This is a genomic window from Amycolatopsis sp. CA-161197 (genome assembly GCF_050942255.1).
In the GTDB taxonomy this organism is placed as follows: Bacteria; Actinomycetota; Actinomycetes; order Mycobacteriales; family Pseudonocardiaceae; genus Amycolatopsis.
Genome location: NZ_CP192059.1, coordinates 9,581,437 through 9,605,142, shown reverse-complemented (window position 1 = coordinate 9,605,142; position 23,706 = coordinate 9,581,437). Strand labels below are relative to the sequence as shown.

Here is a 23,706-nt window from a genome sequence, read left to right as displayed (position 1 = left end):
CCTGCGCGGTGAGCCCGTGAGTGAGCCGGGCGTGACCGACAACCTGTGGCGAGACCGAAACTTCCGCCTGATCTGGACCGGCGAGACCATCAGCACCCTCGGCAGCGCGGTGGCCGGCACGTCGTTGCCGTTGGTCGCGTTGTTGGTCCTGGGTGCGTCGACGTTCGAGGTGGCGTTGCTGACCGCCGTCGCGTGGGTGCCGTGGTTGGTGGTGGGGCTGCCGGCCGGGGCGTGGGTGGACCGGTGGCGCAAGCGGCGCGTGATGGTGACCTGCAATGTGGTGTCGATGGTGGTGTTCGCGGCCGTCCCGGTGGGGTATGTGGCCGGGTGGCTCACGGTGCCGTACCTGCTTTGCGCGGCGTTGCTCGGTGGGTTCGCGAAGGTGTTCTTCTCGTTGGCCTACCGCAGTTACGTGCCGGTGATCGTGAGCCAATCGCAGCTGCTCGAGGCGAACGTGAAGCTCCAGGGCAGCGAGTCCGCCGCACAGGTGGGCGGGCCCGGGCTGGCCGGGTTGCTCGCGGCCGTCGCGGGACCGGTCACCGGGGTGCTCGCCGATGCGGTGAGTTTCGGTATTTCCGTGCTGTGCCTGCGTTTCATCCGGGCGAAGGAAATCCCGAAGCCCCGGGGCAACAGGCGGCTGCGCACCGAAATCGCCGAGGGAATCGGCTTTATCGCACAGGATCGGTACCTGCGGTACCTCATCGCGGCCGCCGCGGTGGCGAATCTCGCGCTCGACGGGTACGCCGCCATCCAGGTCGTGTTCCTCGTTCGCGACCTGGGCACCGGACCGGGCGCGGTGGGGGTGGTCCTGGCCATCGCGGAGGTCGGTGGCATCGCCGGCGCGCCGTTGGCCGCGCGGCTGGGCAAGCGCGTCGGTGCGGCGCGGGCGTTCCTGCTGTGCGAAGCGTTGGCCGCGCCAGCGATGCTGCTCGGTCCGTTCGCCGGCCCGGGAGCCGGGCTCACGGTGTTCGTGCTGTCGGGGATGGGTGTCGCCGCCGGGATTGTCGGGTCCAACGTGCTCGTCGGCACCTTCCGCCAGACCTACTGCCCACCCGAGCTCTTCGGCCGCATCACCGCGAGCTCCGCCGTCGTCAACTACGGCACCATCCCGCTCGGCGCGTTCCTCGGCGGTGTCCTCGGCGAAGCGCTGGGCGTGCGCGAGACGATGCTGATCATGGCCGGCGTCCAGCTCGCCTCGCTGGGGATCCTCCTCAAGAGCCCGCTGCGCCGCGACAGGGACTTCCCTACAGCAGCAGCACGTCCACTTCAGTCCCTTCAGCCACCTCGCCAACCCCCTCCGGCAGCACGATCAGGCAGTTCGCCTGGGTGAACGCCGCCAGCAGGTGCGAGCCCGGCCCGCCGCGGGGCCCGACCACGCCGGTCACCTCGCCCTCGGTGGGGGTGTAGAAGCCGCGCCGGAACTGGCGTCGTGAGCTGGGCGAGGTCATGGCCTCGGAAAGCCGCGCGCGCACCCGGCGGCGGTCGACGTCCGTGTGGCCCATGGCAGACAGCAGAGCCGGCCGCAGGAAGGCCTCGAACGACACCAGCACGCTCACCGGGTTGCCCGGCAGCGTCACCACGGGCACGCCGTTCCAGTGGCCGCAGCCCTGCGGCCCGCCGGGCTGGATGGCGATCTTCTGGAACTGCACGCCCTGGCCCGTCAGCGCGTCCTTGACCACCTCGTACGCGCCGGCGCTGACGCCGCCCGAAGTGATCAGCAGGTCGGCGTCCGCGAGCTTCGGCTCGATGATCTTGCGGAACTCCTCGACGTCGTCCACCACGCTGCGCACCACGGACACGCGGCAGCCCAGCTCGCGCAGCGCGGCGGCGAGCATCACGCTGTTGGACTCGTAGATCTGCCCGTGCCGCAACGGGTTCGGGGCCTCGACGAGCTCCGTGCCGGTCGACACCACGAGCACGGACAACGGCCGGTGCACCGACAGCTCGGCCAGGCCGACGGCCGCCGCGAGGCCCAGCTGCGAGTGGCCCAGCACGGTGCCGGCGCGCAGGGCCACCACACCGTGCTCCACGTCCTCGCCGGTGCGCCGCACGTGGTCGCCCGAGGACGCGGCCTTGGAGATCCGCACCGACTCGGTGCCGCGGTCGGTGTCCTCCACCATCACGATCGCGTCGGCACCCGGCGGCAGCGGCGCGCCCGTCATGATCCGGTGCGCGGTGCCCGGCTCCAGCGGCGCGACGTCCACGCGCCCGGCCGGGATGTCGTCGGCCACGGGCAGCGTCACGGGCGAGCCGGCCGCGGCGCCGGCGACGTCGGCCGCGCGCACGGCGTAGCCGTCCATCGCGGAGTTGTCGAACGGCGGCAGCGACACCCCCGCGGGCACGTCCTCGGCCAGGACGAACCCGGCGGCTTCGGCGAGGGGCAGGGTCGTCGCGGGCGTGCGGCCGAGCAGCTCGGTCACGGTCTCGCGGTAGGCGTCGACGGAGATCACGCGGACCATCCTCCCCCTCGCGCGCGGGCGTGCAACACTCTCCCGCGGCAAGAGTCGGGGATCAGGGGAGTTTCGATGCAGGTACGAGTCCGCCACCAACCGTCATTCGCGGTTGCGCGGCTGGGGCCGGCGCCGGGTGAACCCGTGCAGGTCGAGTCGGGTGCGATGACGGCGACGAGCCACGGCGTGACCGTCCGGTCGCGGGCCCGGAGCGGGATCATGAAGGGCCTCGGCCGGGCGTTTCCGGGCGACGAGTCCTTTTTCATCTCCGCCTGCACTGCGCCCCGGAACGGTGGCTGGGTCGACGTCGCGGCCGGCACGCGCGGCTCGTCGCACGGCGTGCAGCCGCAGACGCGCAACCCCTCGGCGCTGATCAGCCGGATCCCGTCGCCCGTCCCCTCCCGCTGACATGCGCGTCCACACGAGGCACACCCCCAACTTCGGCGTCGCGCGCGTGCTGCTGGCGCCCGGCGAGGCCGTGCAGTCGGCGTCGGACACGATGCTGGCCACCAGCTTCGGCGTGCGCGAAGGCGCTCCGCCGTCGGCGCGCGGTGGCGCGCGCAAGCCCGGCGTCTCCGTGTTCACCGCACCCGCCGAGGGCGGCTGGGTCGACCTCGCCCCGCTCGGGCCGGGCGACGTCTACCCGCTGGAGCTGACGGGCAACACCGGCTGGTCGGTGCACCGCGACGCCGTGCTCGCGCGGCCGTCCTCCGTGCGCCTCGACCAGACGTGGGCGCCGTTGCAGCAGCTCTTCGGCGCGGACGCCGGGTTCCTCGACCACTACAGCGGCACCGGTCCGCTCGTGCTCACCGCGCCGGGACCCGTCGACTCGTTCGAGCTGTCGGCCGGTGAACTGGTCACCGTGCGGCCGGACTACGTGCTGGCCTACCCGGACACGCTGCAGTGCCGGCTGCGCGCCGTGGACCCGAGCGGGCCGCAGTCGCTGCGCACCGGCGAAGGTCTGGTCCTCGATTTCGCCGGACCGGGCACCGTTCTCGTGCAAGCGCGGAACAGGCGGGTTTCCCGGGGCTGACGAATTTGCGAATCAACCATTGCCGAAGGGCGTAGTTCCGGTAGCGTGAACTGCACTTCCAGCCGCTACCGGACAGCGGATCTTGTCCCGAGGGAGGGCGCCGTGGCTGTCGGCACCGTCAAATGGTTCAACTCGGAAAAAGGCTACGGGTTCATCGAATCCGCCGAAGGGCCTGATGTGTTCGTCCACTATTCGGCGATCCAGGCCGAAGGATTCCGGACGCTCGACGAAGGGGACCGGGTCGAGTTCGAGGTCCAGTCCGGCCGCGACGGCCGCAGTCAGGCCGCGGACGTCCGCAAGGTCTCCTGATTCCGGGGTCGCCGACCGGTTGGGCGAACCGCCCATCGCTGCGGAATGCAGGGCGTTAAGCTGCGCAGCGTGACAGGCGATGTGTCGGGGGACCTCACCGGTCGCCGGCTGGGCAACTACCGCATCGACTCGGTGCTCGGCAAGGGCGGCATGAGCGTGACCTACCAGGCCACCGACGTGCGGCTCGGCCGGAAGGTGGCGCTGAAGGTCATCGGCGACCACCTGGGCACCGACGCCGAGTTCCGCGAACGGTTCGTGGACGAAGCCCGCAACACGTCCGCGATCGACCACGCCAACATCGTCCCGTTGTACGACTTCGGCGAGCTCGAAGGCATGCTCTACATCGCCATGCGCATGGTCGACGGCGGCGACCTCGCCGGCCTGATCTCCTCGGGCCCGATCGCGCCCGCGCGCGCCCTGGCGCTGCTCGACCAGGTCGCCGACGCGCTGGACACCCTGCACAACCGCGGCCTCGTCCACCTCGACGTGAAACCCGCCAACGTGCTGGTCACCAGCAAGGAAACTTCCCGCGAGCACGTTTACGTCGCCGATTTCGGCCTCACCCGCCGCGGCGCCACCGGCCACCGCACCCGCGGCGGCGACTTCCTGGGCTCCCCGACGTACGCCGCGCCCGAGCACCTGCGCGGCGAGCCCCTCGACGGGCGCACCGACCAGTACGCCCTCACGTGCGTGCTCTACGCGTGCCTCACCGGCACCCCGCCGTTCAAGGGCGACGTGCCGACGGTGATCAAGGGCCACCTCAACGGCGAGCCGCCCTCGGTGTCGCGCGTGGTCGCGCTGCCGGCGGCCGTCGACGACGTGATCCGCAAGGGCATGGCGAAGAACCCCGCCGACCGGTACCCGAACTGCGTGGCGATGATCGCCGCCGCCCGCGTGGCGCTGGGACCGCTCGCGACGTCGGACACACCGCCCGGGCCGCCGGGTCCGGGTGGGCTGCCGAACAGTCCGGCCGGGCTGGGCGGTCTCGCTGCTCCGGGCGCGGCGGGCGGCCAGGGTGCGCACGGTGCTCAGGGGGAGGGCGCCGGCGTGCAGCCCTTCGGACAGCAGCCGGGATACGGCCAGGGTGGGCAGCAAGGTCCCGGTGGTCCGGGCGGGAACGATCCGGCGCACAGCGCCCAGTGGTCGGGGCAAGGCGGCCAGGGCGGGCTGCAAGGTCCCGGCGGCGCGGCGAGCCCTGGCAGTCAGGGAAACGACCCGGCGCACGCCGCCCAGTGGTCGGGACCTGGTGTCCCAGGTGGACCCGGCGCTCCCGGACAAGGCGCACCCGGCCAGCCCACGCCCGGTGACGGAAACCCGTGGGCCGGCCCCGGCGGCTGGTCCGGCGCACCACAGATTCCCGGCCAGAATCCCGGCCAGCCCCACGGCGTCCCCCCGCAAGGCCCGCCCCCCGGCTACGGCTACCCCGGTATGCCGCCGCAAGGACCTCAAGCACCGCAGGGATATCCGGGCCAGCACGGGCACCCGGGACAACCGGGCCAGCAACCCGGTTACGGCACCTACCCCAACCAGCAACAGGGTTATCCCGGCATGCACCCGGGTTACGGCCCGCCCGGCGACCCGATGCGGCTGCGTCCGCCGTCACCGGCCGGTGGCGCCGGTGCGTTCCAGCAGTCGCGCGGTGGCGGTGGCCGGAAGTGGCTGTGGATCGGTCTGGGGATCGTCGTGCTGGCCGGCTTGATCGTCGGCGCGATCTTCCTCTTCGGCGGCGACAGCAGCGGCGGCACGACCACTCCCACGACGACCGCGCCGAACATCCCCGTCGGCCCGGGCGGCCCCAGTGGTTCGCAGTCCGGCTCGCCGTCGCTCAAGCCGCCGCCCGCGTCGATCCCCATCCAGCCGAGCCACTGACCCGCGATCTCACCTCCGGCAGGTGACCACCTCGGATCCCGGCCGTGTTCGACTCCCGGAACACGCCGGACGTCGAGGGGGCTCGTCATGGATTTCGGTGACCGGCAGGACTTTGAGGACGCCGCCCGCGGGTTCGTCGCGACGCTCGACCCCGTCACCATCACCGGCGCCGACGGCCGCGCGGTGTTCGACCTGCGCCCGTACGCCTACCTCGACGGCGACTGCCCGGACACGGTGAACCCCAGCCTGTGGCGGCAGGCGCAGCTGTGCCGCACCAACGGGCTGTACGAGGTGACCACCGGCATCTACCAGGTGCGCGGCTTCGACATCTCCAACATGACGCTCGTCGAGGGCGGTCGCGGCGTGATCGTGATCGACCCGCTGATCTCCGAGGAGTGCGCGGCGGCCGCGATCGCCCTCTACCGAGCCCATCGCGGTGCCCGGCCGGTCACCGCCGTCGTCTACACCCACTCGCACGCCGACCACTTCGGCGGCGTGCTCGGCGTGCTGCCCGACGGCGCGGGCGACGTCCCGATCCTCGCCCCGGCGGGCTTCCTCGAGAACGCCGTGGCGGAGAACGTGTACGCGGGCACAGCGATGAGCCGCCGGGCCACCTACATGTACGGCATCACCCTCGACGTGAGCACCACCGGCCAGGTCAGCGGTGGGCTCGGCATCGCGACGTCGACGGGCCGGCTCGGGCTGCTCGCGCCCACCGTCGACATCACCGCGACCGGGCAGGAAGAGGTGCTCGACGGCGTCCGCGTCGTCTTCCAGCTCACGCCGGGCACCGAAGCGCCGGCCGAGATGAACTTCCACTTCCCGGACCGCCGCGCCCTGTGCCTGGCCGAGAACGCCACGCACAACCTGCACAACCTCCTCACCCTGCGCGGCGCGCTCGTCCGCGACCCGCGCGCCTGGGCGCACTACCTCGACGAGGCGATCGAGCTCTTCGGCGCCGGCACCGACGTGGCGTTCGCCTCGCACCACTGGCCCACCTGGGGCACCGCCCGCGTGGCGAAGTTCCTTTCGCAGCAACGAGATCTCTACGCGTACCTGCACGACCAGACCCTGCGCCGGCTGAACCAGGGCGCCACCGGCATCGAGATCGCCGAGGACTTCACACTGCCGCCGGAGCTGGAGAACGCGTGGCACGCGCGGGGTTACTACGGCTCGGTCAGCCACAACGTCAAGGCGATCTACCAGCGTTACCTCGGCTGGTTCGACGGCCACCCCAGCTCGCTGTGGCAGCACCCGCCGCAGGCGCTGGCCACGCGCTACGTGGACGTCCTCGGCGGGGTGCCCGCCGTCCTCGACAAGGCGCAGGAGTACGCGGACGCCGGTGACCTCCGCTTCGCCGCCGAGCTGCTCAAGCACGCCGTGTTCGCCGACCCGGACAGTGCCGTCGCCAAGAACGCGCTGGCCGACGTCTACCAGCGCCTCGGCTACGGCGCCGAGAACCCGACCTGGCGCAACTTCTACCTCGTCGGCGCGCTCGAGCTCCGCAGGGGCATCACCCCGCCGCCCCTCGACATCGGCGGCGGCATGACGTCGGCCCTCACGGTCGAGCAGCTCTTCGACTCCCTCGCGATCCGTGTGGACGGTCCGCGCGCGGCCGCCGACCCGCTCACCATCGAGTGGCGCTTCACCGACCTCGCCACCACGATCCGCACCACCCTGTCCAACGGCGCGCTGATCCAGACCGCGAACCCGAAGTCCGCCGCCGACGTCGACCTGACCCTCACGTTGACCAAGGAACAGCTGCTCGGCCTCCTGTCCGGCGGCAGCCAGGACGACCTCGACCACACGGGAGACCTCGCCGTTCTCGGACGTCTGCTCGCGCTCGTGGACCCGGACGACCCGGCCTTCGCCATCGTCACACCGTGACATGCGTGGATCACTGACCTGCGGTTCTTGCACTCTCACCGTGGGAGTGCTAAACACGGCATTGGCACTCGACGCCGTTGAGTGCCAGGCGCGCGGTCACCGACTGCGCGCTTGAAGGTCGGGACGGTGAGGCTGGCCAAGGTCAGTCGTCCGTCGCGGGCACCGAGCCTGGCCGAGGACGTGTCCTGCTGCCGCCGCTGACAGTCGTACGACGAACAGTTGTTCGACGAGACAGCGCGGCGGTGGCGCCCAATACCGGAGGACCACACCGCAATGGCCAAACTGATCGCGTTCGACGAGGACGCCCGCCGCGGTCTCGAGCGCGGCCTGAACACCCTCGCCGAAGCCGTCAAGGTGACGCTCGGCCCGCGTGGCCGCAACGTCGTGCTCGAAAAGAAGTGGGGCGCGCCGACGATCACCAACGACGGTGTCTCCATCGCCAAGGAGATCGAGCTCGAGGACCCGTGGGAGAAGATCGGGGCCGAGCTCGTCAAGGAAGTTGCCAAGAAGACCGACGACGTCGCGGGTGACGGCACCACCACCGCCACCGTGCTCGCCCAGGCGCTCGTGCGCGAGGGCCTGCGCAACGTCGCCGCGGGTGCCGACCCGATCAGCCTGAAGCGCGGCATCGAGGCGGCCGTCGAGGCCATCACCGAGCAGCTGCACAAGATGGCCGTCCAGATCGAGACCAAGGAGCAGATCGCTGCTACCGCCTCGATCTCGGCCGCTGACCGCACCATCGGCGAGCTGATCGCCGAGGCGCTGGACAAGGTCGGCAAGGAAGGCGTCGTCACCGTCGAGGAGAGCAACACCTTCGGTCTCGAGCTCGAGCTCACCGAGGGCATGCGCTTCGACAAGGGCTACGTGTCGGGCTACTTCGTGACCGACCCGGAGCGCCAGGAAGCCGAGCTGGAGGACCCCTACATCCTTCTGTTCGGTTCCAAGATCTCGAACGTCAAGGACGTTCTGCCGCTGCTGGAGAAGGTCATCCAGTCCGGCAAGCCGCTGCTGATCATCGCCGAGGACGTCGAGGGCGAAGCCCTGGCCACCCTGGTCGTCAACAAGATCCGCGGCACCTTCAAGTCCGTCGCCGTCAAGGCCCCGGGCTTCGGTGACCGCCGCAAGGCCATCCTGCAGGACATCGCGATCCTGTCCGGTGGCCAGGTGATCTCGGAGGACGTCGGCCTCAAGCTGGAGAACGCGGACCTGTCGCTGCTGGGCCGCGCCCGCAAGGCCGTGATCACGCGCGACGAGACCACGATCGTCGAGGGTGCGGGCGACGCCGACCAGATCCAGGGTCGCGTCAACCAGATCCGCGCGGAGATCGAGAACTCGGACTCCGACTACGACCGTGAGAAGCTGCAGGAGCGCCTCGCGAAGCTGGCCGGCGGCGTCGCCGTCATCAAGGCCGGTGCCGCGACGGAGGTCGAGCTCAAGGAGCGCAAGCACCGCATCGAGGACGCGGTGCGCAACGCCAAGGCCGCCGTGGAAGAGGGCATCGTCGCCGGTGGTGGCGTGGCTCTGATCCAGGCCGCCGAGGCTGCCTTCGCGGGCCTGAAGCTCGAGGGCGACGAGGCCACTGGTGCCAACATCGTCAAGGTCGCCGTCGAGGCGCCGCTCAAGCAGATCGCCATCAACGCCGGCCTCGAGGGCGGCGTCGTGGCGGAGAAGGTCAAGTCCCTCCCGCAGGGCCACGGCCTCAACGCCGCCACCGGTGTCTACGAGGACCTGCTCGCCGCCGGCGTGCCGGACCCCACGAAGGTCACCCGCTCCGCGCTCCAGAACGCCGCCTCCATCGCGGCGCTGTTCCTGACCACCGAGGCCGTCGTCGCGGACAAGCCGGAGAAGGCTGCCGCCGCTCCGGCCGACCCGTCCGGCGGCATGGGCGGCATGGACTTCTGAGTTCGGCTGCTCTTTGACGCTAGATCCGGAAAAGCCCGGTCCACTTCGGTGGGCCGGGCTTTTCCCTTTGTGGGCCACGGTTTCTTGCCGTCGGGTCGGTTCGGGTCTCGGGTGCGGTGTCGCTACAGAGGCGCGGTGTCGTCGGCTGGCGCGCTCGTGGGGCGTCGGCCTCAGTCCGTGCCAGTGGTCCGTTTCGCACGCGGTTTCGACCGGTGTCGGTCGGTGCGGCGACACGGTGTGACAAGTCGGCGGCGTGCTCCCGTACGGCGGCTGCAGTTCGCGCCGGCGGTCGGGTAGTGGATGCCGTTTTGACCGGTGTTGGTGTGAACGCGGTGTGGTAGCTCGGCCGGCGTGCTTGTGTGAGCGTGGGTCGGTTTGTGCCTGTGGCCGATTCGGCGGCGCGGTGTCGTAAGTCGGCTGGCGTGCTCGTGCGGTGTGTCGGCGGGTGTGGTTTGGCCGGCGTCGCTCGGTTGTCGGCGGTGCCGATGTGCGCGCCGGCCGGCGTGATTGTGTTGCGTGCGGCGCGGGATCGACAGGCGCCGGTGGCAGCGGCGTGCAGGCGGCGAAGCGGGTCGGATCGTGCTGTCTGCTGTTGGGCCGTCGGTCCGTGGCCGCCGGATGTCCGGGTAGTCCGATGTGGACACAGCGAACGGCCCAGGCGCTCCCCACGCCCGGGCCGTTCGGTCCCCCTTGGTTGTGCCACCCCTTCTCCCAGTGCCGCGGCCCTCCCCGGCCGCGGTGGGTCAGGCGGCTTGGGTGGCTTCGGGTGTCAGCACGGCGGCGGCCACGTAAACCGGCAACATGATCCCGGCCGACAGCACCGTCGCGGCCACGACCGCGATGCGGACCATCGTCGGGTCGACGCCGAGGTAGTCGGCCCAGCCGCCGCACACGCCGGTCAGCATGCGGTCGGTGCGGCTGCGGTAGAGCTTCTTGGTTTCCGGGGTGTACACGCTGTTCGTCATGCCATGAATACTCTGCCGCGCGGCTCCTCGGCACATCGGGGAACGGCCCGGAGACCGACCCTGGACTCCGACCCTGAGGCGAGGTCAGGGAAATTCGGATGTCATCGTCGGACGCCGCCGGTACAACTTCCGGCATGAACAACGACAGCCCCGAATTCGCCACCCTCGCCGAGCGCGGCACGATCCTGCGCTGCCAGGTGGGTTCCGGGCTGCACGGCACGGCCGTCGACGGCCAGGAGGACCGCGACGAGATGGGCCTGTGCCTCGAGCCGGCCGAGTACGTCGTCGGCATGCGCCGCTTCGAGCAGTACACCTTCCGCACCCAGCGCGAAGGCGCGCGCTCGGGCCCGGGCGACCTCGACCTGATCGTCTACTCGGTGCGCAAGTGGATGCGCCTCGCGCTCGCCGGCAATCCGACGATGGTGCTGCCGCTCTTCGCCCCGGACGCGGAGATCGTGCACCTCACCGACCTGGGCCGCGAGCTGCGCGCCAACGCCCACCGCATCGTGTCCCGCCGCGCGGGCGTGCGCTTCGCCGGCTACCTCGGCGACCAGCGCCGCCGCCTGCTCGAAGCCGGCAACCGCCCGGAGCTCATCGAGAAGTACGGCTTCGACACCAAGTACGCGATGCACATGGTCCGCCTCGGCGTCCAGGGCGTCGAGCTGCTCCGCACGGGCCGGCTGACGCTCCCCATCGCCGACCCGTGGCTCACCTGGCTCCGCGACCTCCGCCGCGGCCGTCACTCGCAGGCCGAGGCGTTGGCGGCGGCCGAGGAGCTGGAGCGTGAGCTGGAGTCGTTGGTGGCCGGTGGGTCTCCGCTGCCCGAGGAGCCGGACCAGGCGTGGGCGGATGCCTGGCTGGTCCGCGCCCACCTTTCGTGGTGGCGCTGAGGTTCAGCGCAGCGTGCGCACCCGCTCCAGCCGTGCCAGCCAGGACTTTGTGACGTCGGGCGCGGCGGCGAACTCGCCGAACCGATCAGGCGCGGGCGCCTGCGGCAGGACCGGAAGGTAACCGTCTACAGGGGACAGTGAGGTGGTGCTGACGTCGCCGGTCAGCAGGGACATCGTGCCCAGGCCGCAGGCGAAGTCGAGCTGCGGAAGGGCGCCGGCGAGGGCCAGGCCGGCGGCGAGGCCCACGCTGGTCTCCACGGCGGACGACACGACGCACGGCAGCCCGCACGCCTCGGCCACCTCCAGCGCGCGCCGCACGCCGCCGAGGGGGGCGACCTTCAGCACGGCGATGTCGGCGGCCCCGGCGACGGCGACCTTCAGCGGGTCCTCGGCGCGGCGGATCGACTCGTCGGCGGCGATGCGCACCGACACGCGGCGCCGGACGGCGGCCAGCTCGTCGATGGTCCGGCACGGCTGTTCGGCGTACTCCAAGCCGCCGGCCGCCTTGTCGAGTGCGGCGAGCGCGGTGACGGCGGTGTCGACGTCCCAGGCCATGTTGGCGTCGACGCGGACGGCGCCGGCCGGGCCGAGGGCGTCGCGCACGGCTTCGAGGCGGGCGCAGTCGTCGGCGAGCGTGGAGCGCTTGTCGGCGACCTTCACCTTCGCCGTGCGGCAGCCGGACTCGCGGACCAGCGCGTGGGCGCGGTCCGGCGGCACGACGGGGACGGTCGTGTTGACCTCGACACGTTCGCGCACCGCCGCGGGCCAGCCCTGCTCGCTCGCCTCCAGGGCGCTCGCCAGCCACGGCACGCTCTCGGCGTCCGAATAGTCCGCGAACGGGCAGAATTCGCCCCACCCGGCGGGCCCTTCGAGCAGGACGCCTTCACGGACGGTGATGTCCCGGAACCGGTTGTGCAGGGGCAGCGCGTAGACCTTCATCACCGCAGATCATGCCACTGGCGAAGGCACGTGCCGATCGGGCGGCGACCGGCCAGAATGAGACGGGTGGACGGCCTCGACTTCCGGGTGCTCGGCCCGGCCGAGGTCGTGGCCGGGGGCCGCGCCGTGCCGCTCGGCGGGAGCCGCCCGCTGATCGTGCTCGCCGGGCTGCTCCTGCGCGCGAACCGCGTGGTGTCCGTGGACGAGCTCGGCGGCTGGCTGTGGGACGACGACCAGCGCCGCTCCAAGGGCGCGCTCCAGACGTACGTGCTGCGGCTTCGGCGTGCGCTGCCGGGTGTTGCGATTCGCACAGAACGTGGTGGTTATCTGCTGGAGCTTGATCCGTTGCTCACGGATCTTGGTCGTTTTCGCACACTCGCGGCACGGGGGAGGACAGCTTTCGAACAAGGCGAACATCGTCGGGCCGCGGGGTTGTTCGCGGACGCACTTGCGGAGTGGCGTGGGCCGGCGCTGCAGAACGTGGAGTCCGACGCCCTGCACCGCGACGAGGCCGGCCAGCTCGCCGAGGAACGCACCCGCGTACGCGAGCTGTGGGCAGACGCGCTGATCGCCGTCGGCGAGTTCGGCACCGTCGTGCCCGAGCTGACGCGGCTGACCCGGGAACACCCGTTGCGGGAACGGCTGCACGAGCAGCTCGTGCTCGCGTTGTTCCATTCCGGGCGGCAGGCCGAGGCGCTGGAGGTGTACCGGCGGATCAGCGCGGTGCTCGCCGAGGAGCTGGGTCTCGATCCCGGCGCCGGCCTGCAGCGCGTGCACCGGCTCGTGCTGGGTGGGGCGCCTTATCAGCCGGCGGTCGAGCCACAGGTGCCGCACCAGCTGCCGGCCGACCTCGGCACGTTCGCCGGGCGTGAAGCGGACTTGAAAGCTTTGCACGCGTTGCTTCCGGCCGAGGACAGCACGTCGACCCCCATCGCCTCCGTGGAAGGCATGGGTGGCATGGGGAAAACGACGTTGTCCGTCCACTTCGCACACGAGATCGCGGACCGGTTCCTGGGCGGACAGGTGTTCCTGAACCTGCGTGGGTACGGTCCGGGCGAGCCGGTGGAACCGTTGGCGGCGCTGGAGACGCTGCTGTCGTCGCTGGGTGTCCCTTGTGACCAGATCCCGGCCGATGCGGACGGTCGTGCCGCGACCTGGCGCACGCACACGGCCGGACGGCGGCTGCTCGTGGTGCTGGACAACGCCAACAGCACCGAGCAGGTACGGCCGCTCCTGCCGGGACCCGGCTGCCTGGTCGTGGTCACGAGCCGCTGGCAGCTGCGCGGCCTCGTCGCGACGCACGGCGCGCGCCGGATCGCGCTGGATGAACTGGACGAGGCGGGCGCCGTCGAGCTGCTGGCGTCGGCGATCGGGGTCGATCGCGTCAACGCGGATCCTGGTGCCACGGCACGCTTTGTGGAGTACTGCGGCGGCCTTCCGCTGGCGATCCGGATCCTGGCCGTTCGGGCGGCGCAGTTCCCGGACCACCCACTGGGGTCCTTTGTGGATGCGCTGGATGCGGAGCCGGACCGGCTCGGGTTGTTCGATCTCGGTGATGGCGAGGAGACGAACATCCGGTCGGTGTTTTCGTACTCGTATCGGGCGTTGCCGCCGGATGCGGCGCGATTGTTGCGGTTGCTCGGTCTGCCTTCGGGGCCGGACGTGACGCCGGCTGTCGCCGAGGTGCTGTTGGGGTCGCCGCCAGGGCCGGCTTTGGACGCTCTCGTGTCCGCGCACTTGCTCACTCAGCCGCAGCCCGGGCGGTACCAGTTCCACGATCTGATCCGGGCGTATGCGGCAGAGCTCGCGTACCATGTGGACAGTACGGAGGAGACGGCGGCGGCGCGCTCGCGGCTGTTGGATTTCTACCTTTCTTCGGCGTTCAACGCTTCGCGGGCGATGCGGCCCGAGCGGATCTACGGCTCGCTGGAGTTGCGTGTGGACGGTGGCCTCGAGTTCGCCGACTACCACGCGGGGTTGACGTGGTTCGCCGCGGAGTACGGGAATCTCGTCGCCGCCGTGCACCTGGCGTTCCGGCTGCGGGAGTACGCGCATTGCTGGAAGCTCACTTGGCTGATGTTCACGTACTTCGCCGGCCGCGCCCGCGTCGACGACTGGCGGGCGCTCAACGAGCTGGCTCTGCGCGGCACGAGGTTGTCCGGTGACCGGGGCGGTGAGGCTGGGATCCTGAACTGCCTCGGGGTGATCGAAGGCGTCGTGCGCGATTACGCATCGGCGCGGCGGTACCTCGAGCAAGCGCTGGTGCTGCAACGCGAACTCGGCTCGCGTGAGGGCGAGGCGCGGGCGCTGTACAACCTGGCGATGGCGGCCGATTCGTCGTCCGACTTCCCCGCCGCGCTCGCCCACGGCACACGGGCCCTGGAGATCGTGCGGGACCTGCGGATGACCGGCTTCGAGGCCAACGTGCTGCGTGCGCTGGGGGATTTGTGCTGCCGCGTCGGGGATTTCCCGCGTGCCTTGGCCCTGGCGGACGAGGCTTTGGCCTTGGCGCCGTCTTCGCTGGACGGCCGCTTTTCCCTGACCACCCGCGCCAAAGCTCTCCTCGGCTTGGGCCGGGCGGCTGAGGGCATCGAGTGCATGTCGGACGCCGTGGACATGTTCTTCGCGATGGACGAACACTACGAAGCCGCCGACGTCCTCGCACAGCTCGGCACAGCCCACCTGCGCCTCGGCCACCCCGCCGCCGCTCGCGACTGCTGGCTCCGCTCCGCCCGCCTGCTCACCGACCTCGCTCATCCGGATGCGGCCGACGTCCGCGCCAAGCTGGCGGCGTTGGTTTCGGGGTGAGTTGCCGGCCGCGGTCGGCTTGCCCTTCGGTGTGGGGCCATCGGTTCCCGTGCCGCCGCGCGGTGTTCATGTGAAGTTGGCCGAGACGTTTCGCCGCTCGAGGCCGGCATGCCATTCGGTTCGGCAGTAGGCCGGTCGCGGTGGCGATGTGCCGGTCAGCGGGGAATGTTGCGGCGGGGTTTGGCAAGGTGCCGGTCGACTTGGCGACTGCCACTCGTTTGGCACGCTGGGGAAGTTGCCGAGACGGCTGGCATGGTGCCGGGCGGCGTGGCGGATTGCCAGGTCGTGCTGTGGGTTGCCTATTCGGACTGAGAGTTGCCAGGCCACCGCGGGGATTGCCGTGTGGTGTGGCAAGTTGCCAGAGGCACGTGGTGCGGGTGGTCTGCGTGCCGACCCCCAGAGACAGCAGGCAGACCACCTGCACCCGTACGCCTCAGCCAACCGGATGGCGCTCACTGTGCGCTCACTGTGCCGGCGGCGGGTTGGGGTGCAGGAGGTTCGAGAGGGTGATGGCGTTGCGGGGTGCTTCGACTTTGACGTCGTTGTCGAAGTAGACGTGGACGTCGCGCTGGCCGTCGGCGTGCCAGGCGGTGATCTTGGTGGCCCAGGTGCGCAGGGCGGATTCGGTGTAGCCGCTGGTGTAGAGCTCGACGTCGCCGTGGAGGCGGACGTAGGTGAAGTCCGCGGTCTGGTCCTCGCGGTACGGCCAGCGGCCGGCGGTGTCGGCGACGACGAGGGCGACGTCGTGCTTGCGCAGCAGGTCGAGGGCTTCCGGGGTGACGAAGCTGGGGTGGCGGACTTCGAGCGCGTGCCGGAGGGGGCGGTTCTTGCCGGCTTCGAGGTGGGGCGGTGTCTTCAGCTTGTCGTCGTGCTTCGCGCCGAGGGCGGCGGCTTCGGTGGTGGTGCGGGGCAGCAGGCCGAGGAACGTCTCGACGCGGTCGGGGTCGAACTCGAGCCGCGCGGGCAGCTGCCACAGCACCGGGCCCAGTTTTTCGCCGAGCGCGAGCACGCCGGACGCGAAGAAGTTGGCGACGGCCGGCTCGACGTCACGCAGCTGCTTGAGGTGCGTGATGAAGCGCCCGCCCTTCACGGCGAACACGAAGTCGGCCGGCGTCTGGTCGGCCCAGGCCCGGTAGCGGTCGGGGGTCTGCAGTGAGTAGAACGACCCGTTGAGCTCTACGGAGTTCAACCGCCGCGACAGGTACTCCAGCTCGCGGCGCTGCGCCAGCCCCTCGGGGTAGAACTCGCGACGCCACGGCGGATACCGCCACCCCGACGTCCCGATCCGAATCCCGGCGATCTCCCTCACCCCCTTCCTCCGCGGCGTGATTCCCCTCGGCAGATTCCGGTAAACCCGCCCGCGCACCCGCCGCCCGGACACCCGCACCGAACTTCGGGACAGCCGACCCAACCGGGAGGACATCTGTCTCACGTCCTGTCTCACTCAGCGTGATGGCGATTCGGCAGACGACCTAGCCCCGCCGCCCAACGACGGCGACGGGGGTGCGCCGGCCGGACTCGGGGTCCGGGAGCCGACCGGCGCGGCTCGTGGTGGGCGGTGGATTGCCCGGGGTTGGTCGTCGGTTGGGATAGGTGTATCGGCTGGCTCGGGTCGGCAGAGCCGACGTGGGCTGGTGATGGAGCCGGCGGGCGTCGGCCGGGGTTTGGGTGCGCAGCTCGTGCTCGCGGTGTGAAAGGTCGGCTGGCGCAGCCGCGATGGGGCGGCGGATTTTCCGCGCCGATCGTCCCGTGAGGTGTGGGCGCGTCGGCCGGACTCGGGGACCGGGAGGCCAGCCAACGCGGGCAGGCGAAACCAATGGCGCCGCAGGGCGGCTCGCCCGACGGCGTTGAGTGTGCCGACTGGACTTGAGGTCCCCGAGGACAGTCGGCGGGGCGGGTGGCAGCCGGCAGGCGGCTCATCGGCTTGGGTTGAGTGCGCCGGCCAGGCTCGGGTCTGGGAGGCCGGCGCGGGTGGCGGTGGGGCGTGGATTGCCTTGAGCGGACGGGCGGCTGGGCTCGGGCCCGGGAGCTGGCCGGCCGACGCGGCTGATGGAGGGGCGCTGGATTTTCCGCGCGGGTCGGCCGCGGACAGTCGGTGCGCCGGCCGGACTCCGGGGCTCCGGCTGGCGCGGCTGGTGATGGGCAGTGGCCCGCCCCGGGCGAGTCGTCGGTTGAGCGTGGGCGCGCCGGCCGGGCTCGAGGGCTGGGAGACAGGCCAGGGGTCGGTGCGCCGGCCGGGCTGCAGGGTTCGGGAGGCCGGCCAGCGGCAGGCGCGCCGGCCGGGCTCCGGGGGAGGCCGGCCAGCGTTGGATCGGCGGCCCCGATCCAGTTCGGATGCCCGCCGGCGTGGGTGGGGGTCGTCAGGCCCACGAGAAGGTCCACAGGCGGGTCTGCACGAGGCCGCTCGCGTATTCGCGGAGGGTGCCGGGCTGGGAGAGGTACGTGGGGAGGCTGAAGGCGCGGTGCTCGGCCGCCACGGTGAGGGCGCGGGCCTGGGTGCGGGGTGGGGCGGAGACGGAGAGAGTGAGGGTGTCGAAGCCCAGGGAGAGGAGGGTGGCGCCGAAGCGGTCTTCCCAGCTGCGGAGGACGGCGGAGAGCTCCGCGACCTGGTCGGTGGACTTGATCATGCCCGTCCAGCCGAGGTGGGCGGGGATGTCGGCCGGGCGGTCGGTCTGGACGAGGCCGAGGCGGTGGGCGCTGCGGTTGGCCAGGATGGAGCCGGTGTTGCCGGCCTCGGCGAGGGGGTCGGCGCGGCGGTGGGAGCGGCGCGCGAGGCCGGGGAAGCGGGTGCCGAAGGGGCGCAGGCATGCGCCGTCGCAGCAGGAGGTGTCCCACCAGCGCGCGAGGGCGGCGGCGGGGTCCGCGGAGTCGACGCGGTGGCCGGCCGGGGCGAGGCGGCCGCGGTCGTCGAGCCAGTCCTCGCCGCGCGCGGCGAAGCGCTGGTCGTGCGGGATGAGCAAGGGCCAGAGCCCGGAGCGCTCGAACTCCGCGACGCACTCCAGGTACCGGTGCGGCCGCGCGAGCGGCTCGTCGGACACCCAGATGCGGCCGTGCCACCGCCCGGGCGGCAACGTCTGGACCGGCGGTGCCCCGAGGCCGGGGCGGAACGGTGCGATCGTCATGAGCTTCCCCTCGAACTGGTGTTCGGTCCTGCACGTCGAACAGTAGTTCGAGGGACCGACAATTTCCAGGAAAAGTTTCGCTCATCCGTTCGAGTGAATGTGGAAAACGGCAGGTCAACGACCACCGAGCGAGGCTGCTGTGACAGGTGAGGTCACTGCGACAGATGGGTGAGGCGAAGTCCACTCGTCGGCGACCGGGGAACACCGCGACCGCGAAACCGGTACTTTTCCGTCCGGTCGATGTCGGGAACCGCCGACCGGCAGCGTCCCAGGGCCGAACGAGAGACCAAGCACCGGAAAGGACCACCACCATGGCCATCGCCGAGGACATCGACCGCGCCACCGACTCGAAGTGGGACTGGGTCGCCGAGCAGACCCGCAAGTACGTGAGCTCGGGCGGCCGGGAGGGCCACGAGCAGAACGGCCTCTACACCCTCATCCTCGCCAGCACCGGCCGCAAGACCGGCGAGCCCCGCCGCACCTGCCTGATCTACGGCACCGAGGGCGACGACTTCGTCGTGGTCGCCTCCAAGGGCGGCGAAGACGACCACCCCGACTGGTTCAAGAACATCGAAGCCGAGCCCGGCGTCGGCGTGCAGGTCGGCGCCCAGCGGTTCGACGCACGCGCCCGCGTGGCGACCGACGAAGAGCGCGAGAAGCTCTGGCCGAAGATGGCCGAGATCTTCCCGCTCTACAACGAATACGCGCAGAAGACCGAGCGCGTCATCCCGATCGTCCTGCTGACCCCGAAACAGTGACTACGTGAACGAGTGACTACAGCGGCCGGCGCAGGTCCTCCGCGTCGACGATGTGGTACGCGTACCCCTGCTCCGCCAGGAACCGCTGCCGGTGCGCCGCGTACTCGGTGTCGACCGTGTCCCGCGACACGATCGAATAGAAGTGCGCCTGCCGCCCGTCGCCCTTGGGGCGCAGCAGCCGCCCGAGCCGCTGCGCCTCTTCCTGGCGGGAGCCGAACGTGCCCGAGATCTGGATGGCCACCGACGCTTCCGGCAGGTCGATGGAGAAGTTCGCCACCTTCGACACCACCAGCGTCCGCAGCTCGCCGCGGCGGAAGCGGTCGAACAGCTCCTCGCGCTCCTTGTTGCGCGTCGACCCCTGGATCACGGGCGCGTCCAGCTCCGCGCCCAGCATTTCCAGCTGGTCGAGGTACGCCCCGATCACCAGGGTGGGCTCGCCGGCGTGACGCTCCACAATGGACTTGATCACGGGCATCTTCGTCATCGCCGTCGCCGCGAGCTTGTAGCGCTCGTCCGGCTCCGAAGTCGCGTACGCGAGGCGCTCGGCGTCCGTCAGGGTCACGCGGACCTCGGTGCACTCGGCGGGCGCGATCCAGCCCTGTGCCTCGATGTCGCGCCAGGGAACGTCGTACCGCTTGGGCCCGATCAGGGAGAACACGTCACCCTCGCGGCCGTCCTCGCGCACTAGGGTCGCCGTCAGGCCCAGGCGGCGCCGGGACTGCAGATCCGCCGTCATGCGGAACACCGGCGCCGGCAGCAGGTGCACCTCGTCGTAAACGACCAGGCCCCAGTCACGCGAGTCGAACAGCTCCAGGTGCCGGTACTCGCCCTTGGTCTTGCGCGTCACGACCTGGTACGTCGCGATCGTGACCGGGCGGATCTCCTTCTTCTCGCCGGAGTACTCGCCGATCTCGTCCTCGGTCAGCGACGTGCGCGCCACCAGCTCGCGCTTCCACTGCCGGCCGGCGACGGTGTTGGTCACCAGGATCAGCGTGGTCGCCTTGGCGTGTGCCATGGCGGCGGCGCCCACCAGCGTTTTGCCCGCGCCACAAGGCAGAACGACGACGCCCGAGCCGCCGGCCCAGAACGCTTCCGCCGCCTGGCGCTGGTAGTCGCGCAGGTGCCAGTCCTGCTCGTCGAGGTCGATGGGGTGCGCTTCGCCGTCGACGTAACCCGCGAGGTCCTCCGCCGGCCAGCCGACCTTCAGCAGCGCCTGCTTGAGCCGCCCGCGTTCGGACGGGTGCACGAGCACCGTGTCCTCGTCGATGCGCGCGCCCAGCATCGGGCTGATCTTCTTGTGCCGCGACACCTCTTCCAGCACCGCGCGGTCCGTGGTCGACATCACCAGGCCGTGGGCGGGGTGGTTGGTGATCTGCAGCCGCCCGAAGCGGCCCATCACGTCGACCACGTCGATCAGCAGCGGCTGCGGCACGGGGAAGCGCGAGTACGTGGTGAGCGCGTCCACCACCTGCTCGGCGTCGTGCCCGGCGGCGCGCGCGTTCCACAACGCCAGCGGCGTGATGCGGTACGTGTGCACGTGCTCGGGCGCGCGTTCCAGCTCGGCGAACGGCGCGATCGCGATCCGCGCGTCGTCGGCCTGAGGGTTGTCGACCTCGAGCAGCACGGTCTTGTCGGACTGGACGATCAGGGGGCCATCAGTCACCCGTCCTTTATACGTTCCCCCGAGCCGTCCCCTCCCGTCGCGGCCGTCCGGGTGCCAAGATGATCGGCAGGAAAAGCTGGAGGGGACCTTTGACCACACCACCGTTCGGCGTGCCGTCGGCCGCCAACCCGTTCCAGCCGCCGGGCGCCGTGCCGCCCCGGCCGGGCGCATCCCGGCCGCTCTCGAGCACCGCGAAGGTGCTGGTAGCAGCCGGAATCGTGGTGGCGCTCGGCGTCGGCGTGCTCGCCGCGTTCGGCGTGGCCGCGATCGCCCGCTCGTCGGGCACACCGGTGGCGGGCAGCTGCCTGTACCTGTCCGACGAAAGTGTCGGCACGCAGAGTTACCACGGTGTGAGCTGCTCCGAGCAGCGCGCCACCTACCGCGTCGACGACGTCGAAAACGGCACCGCGAGCTGCCGCGGCGGCGACTACGTGCGCTTCCAGCTCTTCCGGAGCACCAGCAGCTCCAGTCGCACCAGCACGCCGCGCGAGACGCTGTGCCTGGCGCTCAACGTGTCGTCCGGCGACTGCCTGCGCGACGTCGACGACGAGGCCGCGATCAGCAAGGTCACCTGCAGCGACCCCGACGCCGAGGCCCGCGCGGTCGTCCACCAGGGCAGCAGCGACGAGAGCTCCTGCGGCGCCGCCGACACCGCCCTCGTCTACGCCGGCCCGCCCGAGCGCACGGTCTGCCTGCAGCCCGCGGGCGAGAACATCTAGTACTGCAACGACACTTCGTTATGAATCGACCGGCGTGTCGGTTAGGCTCGGGTTCGACGGTCGTGTAGTTGATCTTGTGTGCTGGAGATGGTGACGGACTGGTCGGCGCGTTTCGCTGCGTTCGCGGGGCGGTTCGCGGAGCGGTTTTCGCGGGTGGAGCCGCGGCGGCAAATGGTTTCCTACCTGCGGGGGCTGCTGGCGGAAGCCGAGCGCAAGAACGGCTGGACCCTGGCAGAGATGGCCGGTGAGACGGGTCCGCAGGGCATGCAGCGGCTGCTGAACTTCTACGCCTGGGACGCCGAGGGCATGCGTGATGATGTGCGCACTGCGGTGGTCGACGTGCTCGGGGACGCCGAACGTGGCGTGTTGATCGCCGACGAGACCGGATTCGTGAAGAAGGGCACGAAATCCGCCGGCGTGGCGCGCCAGTATTCGGGCACGGCTGGGCGGATCGAGAATTCGCAGATCGGCGTGTTCTTGGCGTACGCCTCGGATCGGGGGCGGGCTTTGATCGATCGCGAGTTGTACCTGCCGAAAGAGTGGATCGCGGATCGGGGAAGGTGCGCTGCAGCCGGTATTCCCGACGACGTCGGATTCGCGACCAAGCCCGAACTGGCACAACTGATGGTGGAACGCGCGCTCGCCGCGAGAATCCCGTTTGCATGGTTCACCGTCGATGAAGCCTATGGGCAGGTCGGGCGGCTACGGCTCTGGCTGGAAGAACACGACATCGCGCATGTGCTCGCAGTGCCCAAGTCCCAGATGGTGATTTCCATGGATCTGCGGCAGCGGCGTGTCCACGCCGTCATCGCGGACGTCGACCCGGCCACCTGGCAACGTCTGTCCTGCGGCGATGGCGCCCACGGGCAACGGATCTACGATTGGGCCGCCGTCGACATCCGCCCCCTGCGCCGACCAGAGGTCGGCCACTGGCTGCTGGCCCGCCGCTCAGTCAGCGACCCCACCGAGATCGCCTACTACATTTGCTTCGGCCCCGCCGCAACCGACCTCCAAGAACTGGTGCGCGTCGCCGGAACCCGCTGGGCAATCGAAGAAAGTTTTCAAACCGCGAAGAACGAAACAGGGCTCGACCACTACCAGGTCCGCCGATACCAAGCATGGTATCGGCACATCACCCTCTCCATGGCGGCGGCGGCATTCCTCGTCATCACCCGAGACGCCGCGAAAAAAGGGGATCCGCACCCGGTCTGATACCGCTCACGTCCAACGAAATCCGCAAACTGCTCAACCGCGTCACCGCACCGATCCGCCACACAATCCAGCATGCGATGCACTGGTCACGATGGCGACGCTCCAGCCAAGCCCGAGCACGTACTAGCCACTACCGACGACGCGGCCATCACGAAGTGTCGTTGCAGTACTAGGGCTGGTCCTCGGCCGGCAGCATCGCCTGCACGTCGAGCCGGCTCGTGATCAGGCCCGACGTGTGCATGAGGTCGGCCACGCGCTGCAGCCGGATGCCCGACAGCGTGGTCGGGTAGGTGCCCAGCGAGATCAGCGCCGCCGTGGTCGGGTCGATGTCGGAGAACGTCGGCAGCGCGTCGCGGACGATCGCCGGATCGGCGGCCGTCTGCTGCGCCTGCATGAGCACGCGGCGGAACGCGGCCAGCGTGCGCGGGTTGTCGCGCGCGAACGCGCCGGTCGTCGCGTAGCCCGAAGCGGGGAAGTCGAGGGTGGCGCCACTGGACCCGTCGGCGAGGATCTGCGCGCCGAGCTCCTTCTCCGCTCGCGTGATGTACGGCTCCACCATCAGCGCCGCGTCGGCTTCGCCGGCCTGCAACGCGTCGGGCATCCGGGCGAACGGCTTGGCCACGAAGTGGATCTTCGCCGCGTCGACGCCGGCGGTCGCGAGCACGGAACGGGCGGTCAGCGCGCCGATGTCGTCGAGGTCGTCCACCGCGATCTTCGGCGACTTCTTCGCCGTCGGCTCGGTGTAGTCGGAGTTCGGCAGCGTCACGAGGGCGATCGTGTTGTTGCCCGACGTGTACGCCTCGCCTTGAAGCTGCAACGCGGTCCCGGCGTTGGCGGCGCGGAAAAGGGACACGTCGCTGGCGAACGTCACGTCCAGCTGTCCCGAGCCGAGTTTCGCCAAGCCGTCCTCGGTCCCGAGGTCCACGAGCGTCACGTTCAGCCCGGCTTCGCGGAACTTCCCGGCCGCCGCAGCGATGCGCAGGGGGGCGGTGTCGATCGGCCCGCCGACGCCCACGCGCAGGGTGGTCCGCTCCAATGGCGCCGGCGCCGCCGCGTCACCGGAATCGAACAGCGAGCAGCCGCTGATGGCCAGCAAGACCGCCACCAGCGGCAACACCAGTGCACGCACGTTCATCCGCTCTCACCCACCGGGAGAATCTCGCCATCACGCTGGATCGTA

At 70.6% G+C, this 23,706-nt stretch carries 18 protein-coding genes and 1 pseudogene; 12 read left to right on the top strand and 7 right to left on the bottom strand.

Features of this window, described 5'->3' with window-relative positions; translation table 11 throughout:
* The first annotated feature begins 16 nt into the window (after positions 1 to 16).
* A complete protein-coding gene (locus ACQPXB_RS45565; RefSeq protein WP_366582459.1) occupies positions 17 to 1,330 on the top strand; it encodes an MFS transporter in 1,314 nt (437 codons plus the stop codon).
* Here ACQPXB_RS45565 and moeA read toward each other — a convergent pair.
* The gene (gene moeA, locus ACQPXB_RS45560; protein WP_366582460.1) at positions 1,245 to 2,450 is read right to left on the bottom strand and encodes a molybdopterin molybdotransferase MoeA; all 1,206 of its coding nucleotides are present in this window, start codon (positions 2,448 to 2,450) and stop codon (positions 1,245 to 1,247) included. The genes ACQPXB_RS45565 and moeA overlap by 86 nt on opposite strands.
* Before the next feature lie 75 nt (positions 2,451 to 2,525).
* Here moeA and ACQPXB_RS45555 point away from each other — a divergent pair.
* The 6 genes and pseudogenes from ACQPXB_RS45555 to groL form a co-directional block, all read left to right on the top strand.
* Positions 2,526 to 2,807: pseudogene (locus tag ACQPXB_RS45555) on the top strand (AIM24 family protein); the annotation flags it as partial.
* Positions 2,808 to 2,859: 52 nt separating this feature from the next.
* Complete coding sequence (locus ACQPXB_RS45550) at positions 2,860 to 3,483, top strand: AIM24 family protein (protein ID WP_366582461.1); 624 nt, start codon at positions 2,860 to 2,862, stop codon at positions 3,481 to 3,483.
* A gap of 102 nt (positions 3,484 to 3,585) precedes the next feature.
* Positions 3,586 to 3,792 carry a cold-shock protein gene (locus ACQPXB_RS45545; protein WP_204093028.1) on the top strand — a complete coding sequence of 69 codons (207 nt, stop codon included), beginning with the start codon at positions 3,586 to 3,588 and terminating at the stop codon, positions 3,790 to 3,792.
* Positions 3,793 to 3,861: 69 nt separating this feature from the next.
* Complete coding sequence (locus ACQPXB_RS45540; RefSeq protein ID WP_432848195.1) at positions 3,862 to 5,661, top strand: protein kinase domain-containing protein; 1,800 nt, start codon at positions 3,862 to 3,864, stop codon at positions 5,659 to 5,661.
* Between the two features lie 87 nt (positions 5,662 to 5,748).
* Positions 5,749 to 7,548 carry an alkyl/aryl-sulfatase gene (locus tag ACQPXB_RS45535; protein WP_432848193.1) on the top strand — a complete coding sequence of 600 codons (1,800 nt, stop codon included), beginning with the start codon at positions 5,749 to 5,751 and terminating at the stop codon, positions 7,546 to 7,548.
* 273 nt (positions 7,549 to 7,821) lie between these two features.
* Positions 7,822 to 9,450, top strand: a complete 1,629-nt coding sequence (groL, locus tag ACQPXB_RS45530) for a chaperonin GroEL (RefSeq protein ID WP_360593512.1) — start codon at positions 7,822 to 7,824, stop codon at positions 9,448 to 9,450.
* Positions 9,451 to 10,193: 743 nt separating this feature from the next.
* On the opposite strand, the gene ACQPXB_RS45525 is transcribed toward groL, so the two are convergent.
* Positions 10,194 to 10,415 (bottom strand): PspC domain-containing protein, encoded by a 222-nt coding sequence (locus tag ACQPXB_RS45525; RefSeq protein WP_366582464.1) that lies wholly within the window; start codon positions 10,413 to 10,415, stop codon positions 10,194 to 10,196.
* A 134-nt stretch (positions 10,416 to 10,549) separates the two neighbouring features.
* Here ACQPXB_RS45525 and ACQPXB_RS45520 point away from each other — a divergent pair, with 134 nt between their 5' ends.
* Positions 10,550 to 11,305, top strand: coding sequence for a DNA polymerase beta superfamily protein (locus ACQPXB_RS45520; protein WP_432848190.1), 756 nt, complete (start codon positions 10,550 to 10,552; stop codon positions 11,303 to 11,305).
* 3 nt (positions 11,306 to 11,308) lie between these two features.
* On the opposite strand, the gene ACQPXB_RS45515 is transcribed toward ACQPXB_RS45520, so the two are convergent.
* Positions 11,309 to 12,244 (bottom strand): o-succinylbenzoate synthase, encoded by a 936-nt coding sequence (locus tag ACQPXB_RS45515; RefSeq protein WP_432848188.1) that lies wholly within the window; start codon positions 12,242 to 12,244, stop codon positions 11,309 to 11,311.
* 57 nt (positions 12,245 to 12,301) lie between these two features.
* Here ACQPXB_RS45515 and ACQPXB_RS45510 point away from each other — a divergent pair, with 57 nt between their 5' ends.
* Positions 12,302 to 15,052, top strand: a complete 2,751-nt coding sequence (locus tag ACQPXB_RS45510) for a BTAD domain-containing putative transcriptional regulator (protein ID WP_432848186.1) — start codon at positions 12,302 to 12,304, stop codon at positions 15,050 to 15,052.
* 463 nt (positions 15,053 to 15,515) lie between these two features.
* Here ACQPXB_RS45510 and ACQPXB_RS45505 read toward each other — a convergent pair whose 3' ends face one another.
* Positions 15,516 to 16,361, bottom strand: coding sequence for a DUF72 domain-containing protein (locus ACQPXB_RS45505; RefSeq protein WP_366582468.1), 846 nt, complete (start codon positions 16,359 to 16,361; stop codon positions 15,516 to 15,518).
* Between the two features lie 1,051 nt (positions 16,362 to 17,412).
* Positions 17,413 to 18,174 carry a DUF4253 domain-containing protein gene (locus ACQPXB_RS45500; RefSeq protein WP_432848184.1) on the bottom strand — a complete coding sequence of 254 codons (762 nt, stop codon included), beginning with the start codon at positions 18,172 to 18,174 and terminating at the stop codon, positions 17,413 to 17,415.
* Positions 18,175 to 18,485: 311 nt separating this feature from the next.
* Here ACQPXB_RS45500 and ACQPXB_RS45495 point away from each other — a divergent pair, with 311 nt between their 5' ends.
* Entirely contained in the window at positions 18,486 to 18,932 is a 447-nt protein-coding gene (locus ACQPXB_RS45495) for a nitroreductase family deazaflavin-dependent oxidoreductase (RefSeq protein WP_432848182.1), read from the top strand.
* Between the two features lie 16 nt (positions 18,933 to 18,948).
* On the opposite strand, the gene ACQPXB_RS45490 is transcribed toward ACQPXB_RS45495, so the two are convergent.
* Positions 18,949 to 20,595 (bottom strand): DNA repair helicase XPB, encoded by a 1,647-nt coding sequence (locus ACQPXB_RS45490; RefSeq protein WP_386950801.1) that lies wholly within the window; start codon positions 20,593 to 20,595, stop codon positions 18,949 to 18,951.
* Positions 20,596 to 20,684: 89 nt separating this feature from the next.
* On the opposite strand from ACQPXB_RS45490, the gene ACQPXB_RS45485 reads away from it, so the two are divergent.
* Both ACQPXB_RS45485 and ACQPXB_RS45480 read left to right on the top strand, forming a co-directional pair.
* Entirely contained in the window at positions 20,685 to 21,314 is a 630-nt protein-coding gene (locus ACQPXB_RS45485; RefSeq protein ID WP_366582472.1) for an LppU/SCO3897 family protein, read from the top strand.
* 87 nt (positions 21,315 to 21,401) lie between these two features.
* On the top strand, positions 21,402 to 22,526 hold the full coding sequence (locus tag ACQPXB_RS45480) for an IS701 family transposase (RefSeq protein WP_432857039.1): 1,125 nt from the start codon (positions 21,402 to 21,404) through the stop codon (positions 22,524 to 22,526).
* Between the two features lie 169 nt (positions 22,527 to 22,695).
* On the opposite strand, the gene ACQPXB_RS45475 is transcribed toward ACQPXB_RS45480, so the two are convergent.
* Entirely contained in the window at positions 22,696 to 23,661 is a 966-nt protein-coding gene (locus ACQPXB_RS45475) for an ABC transporter substrate-binding protein (protein WP_432848179.1), read from the bottom strand.
* Positions 23,662 to 23,706 lie beyond the last annotated feature (45 nt).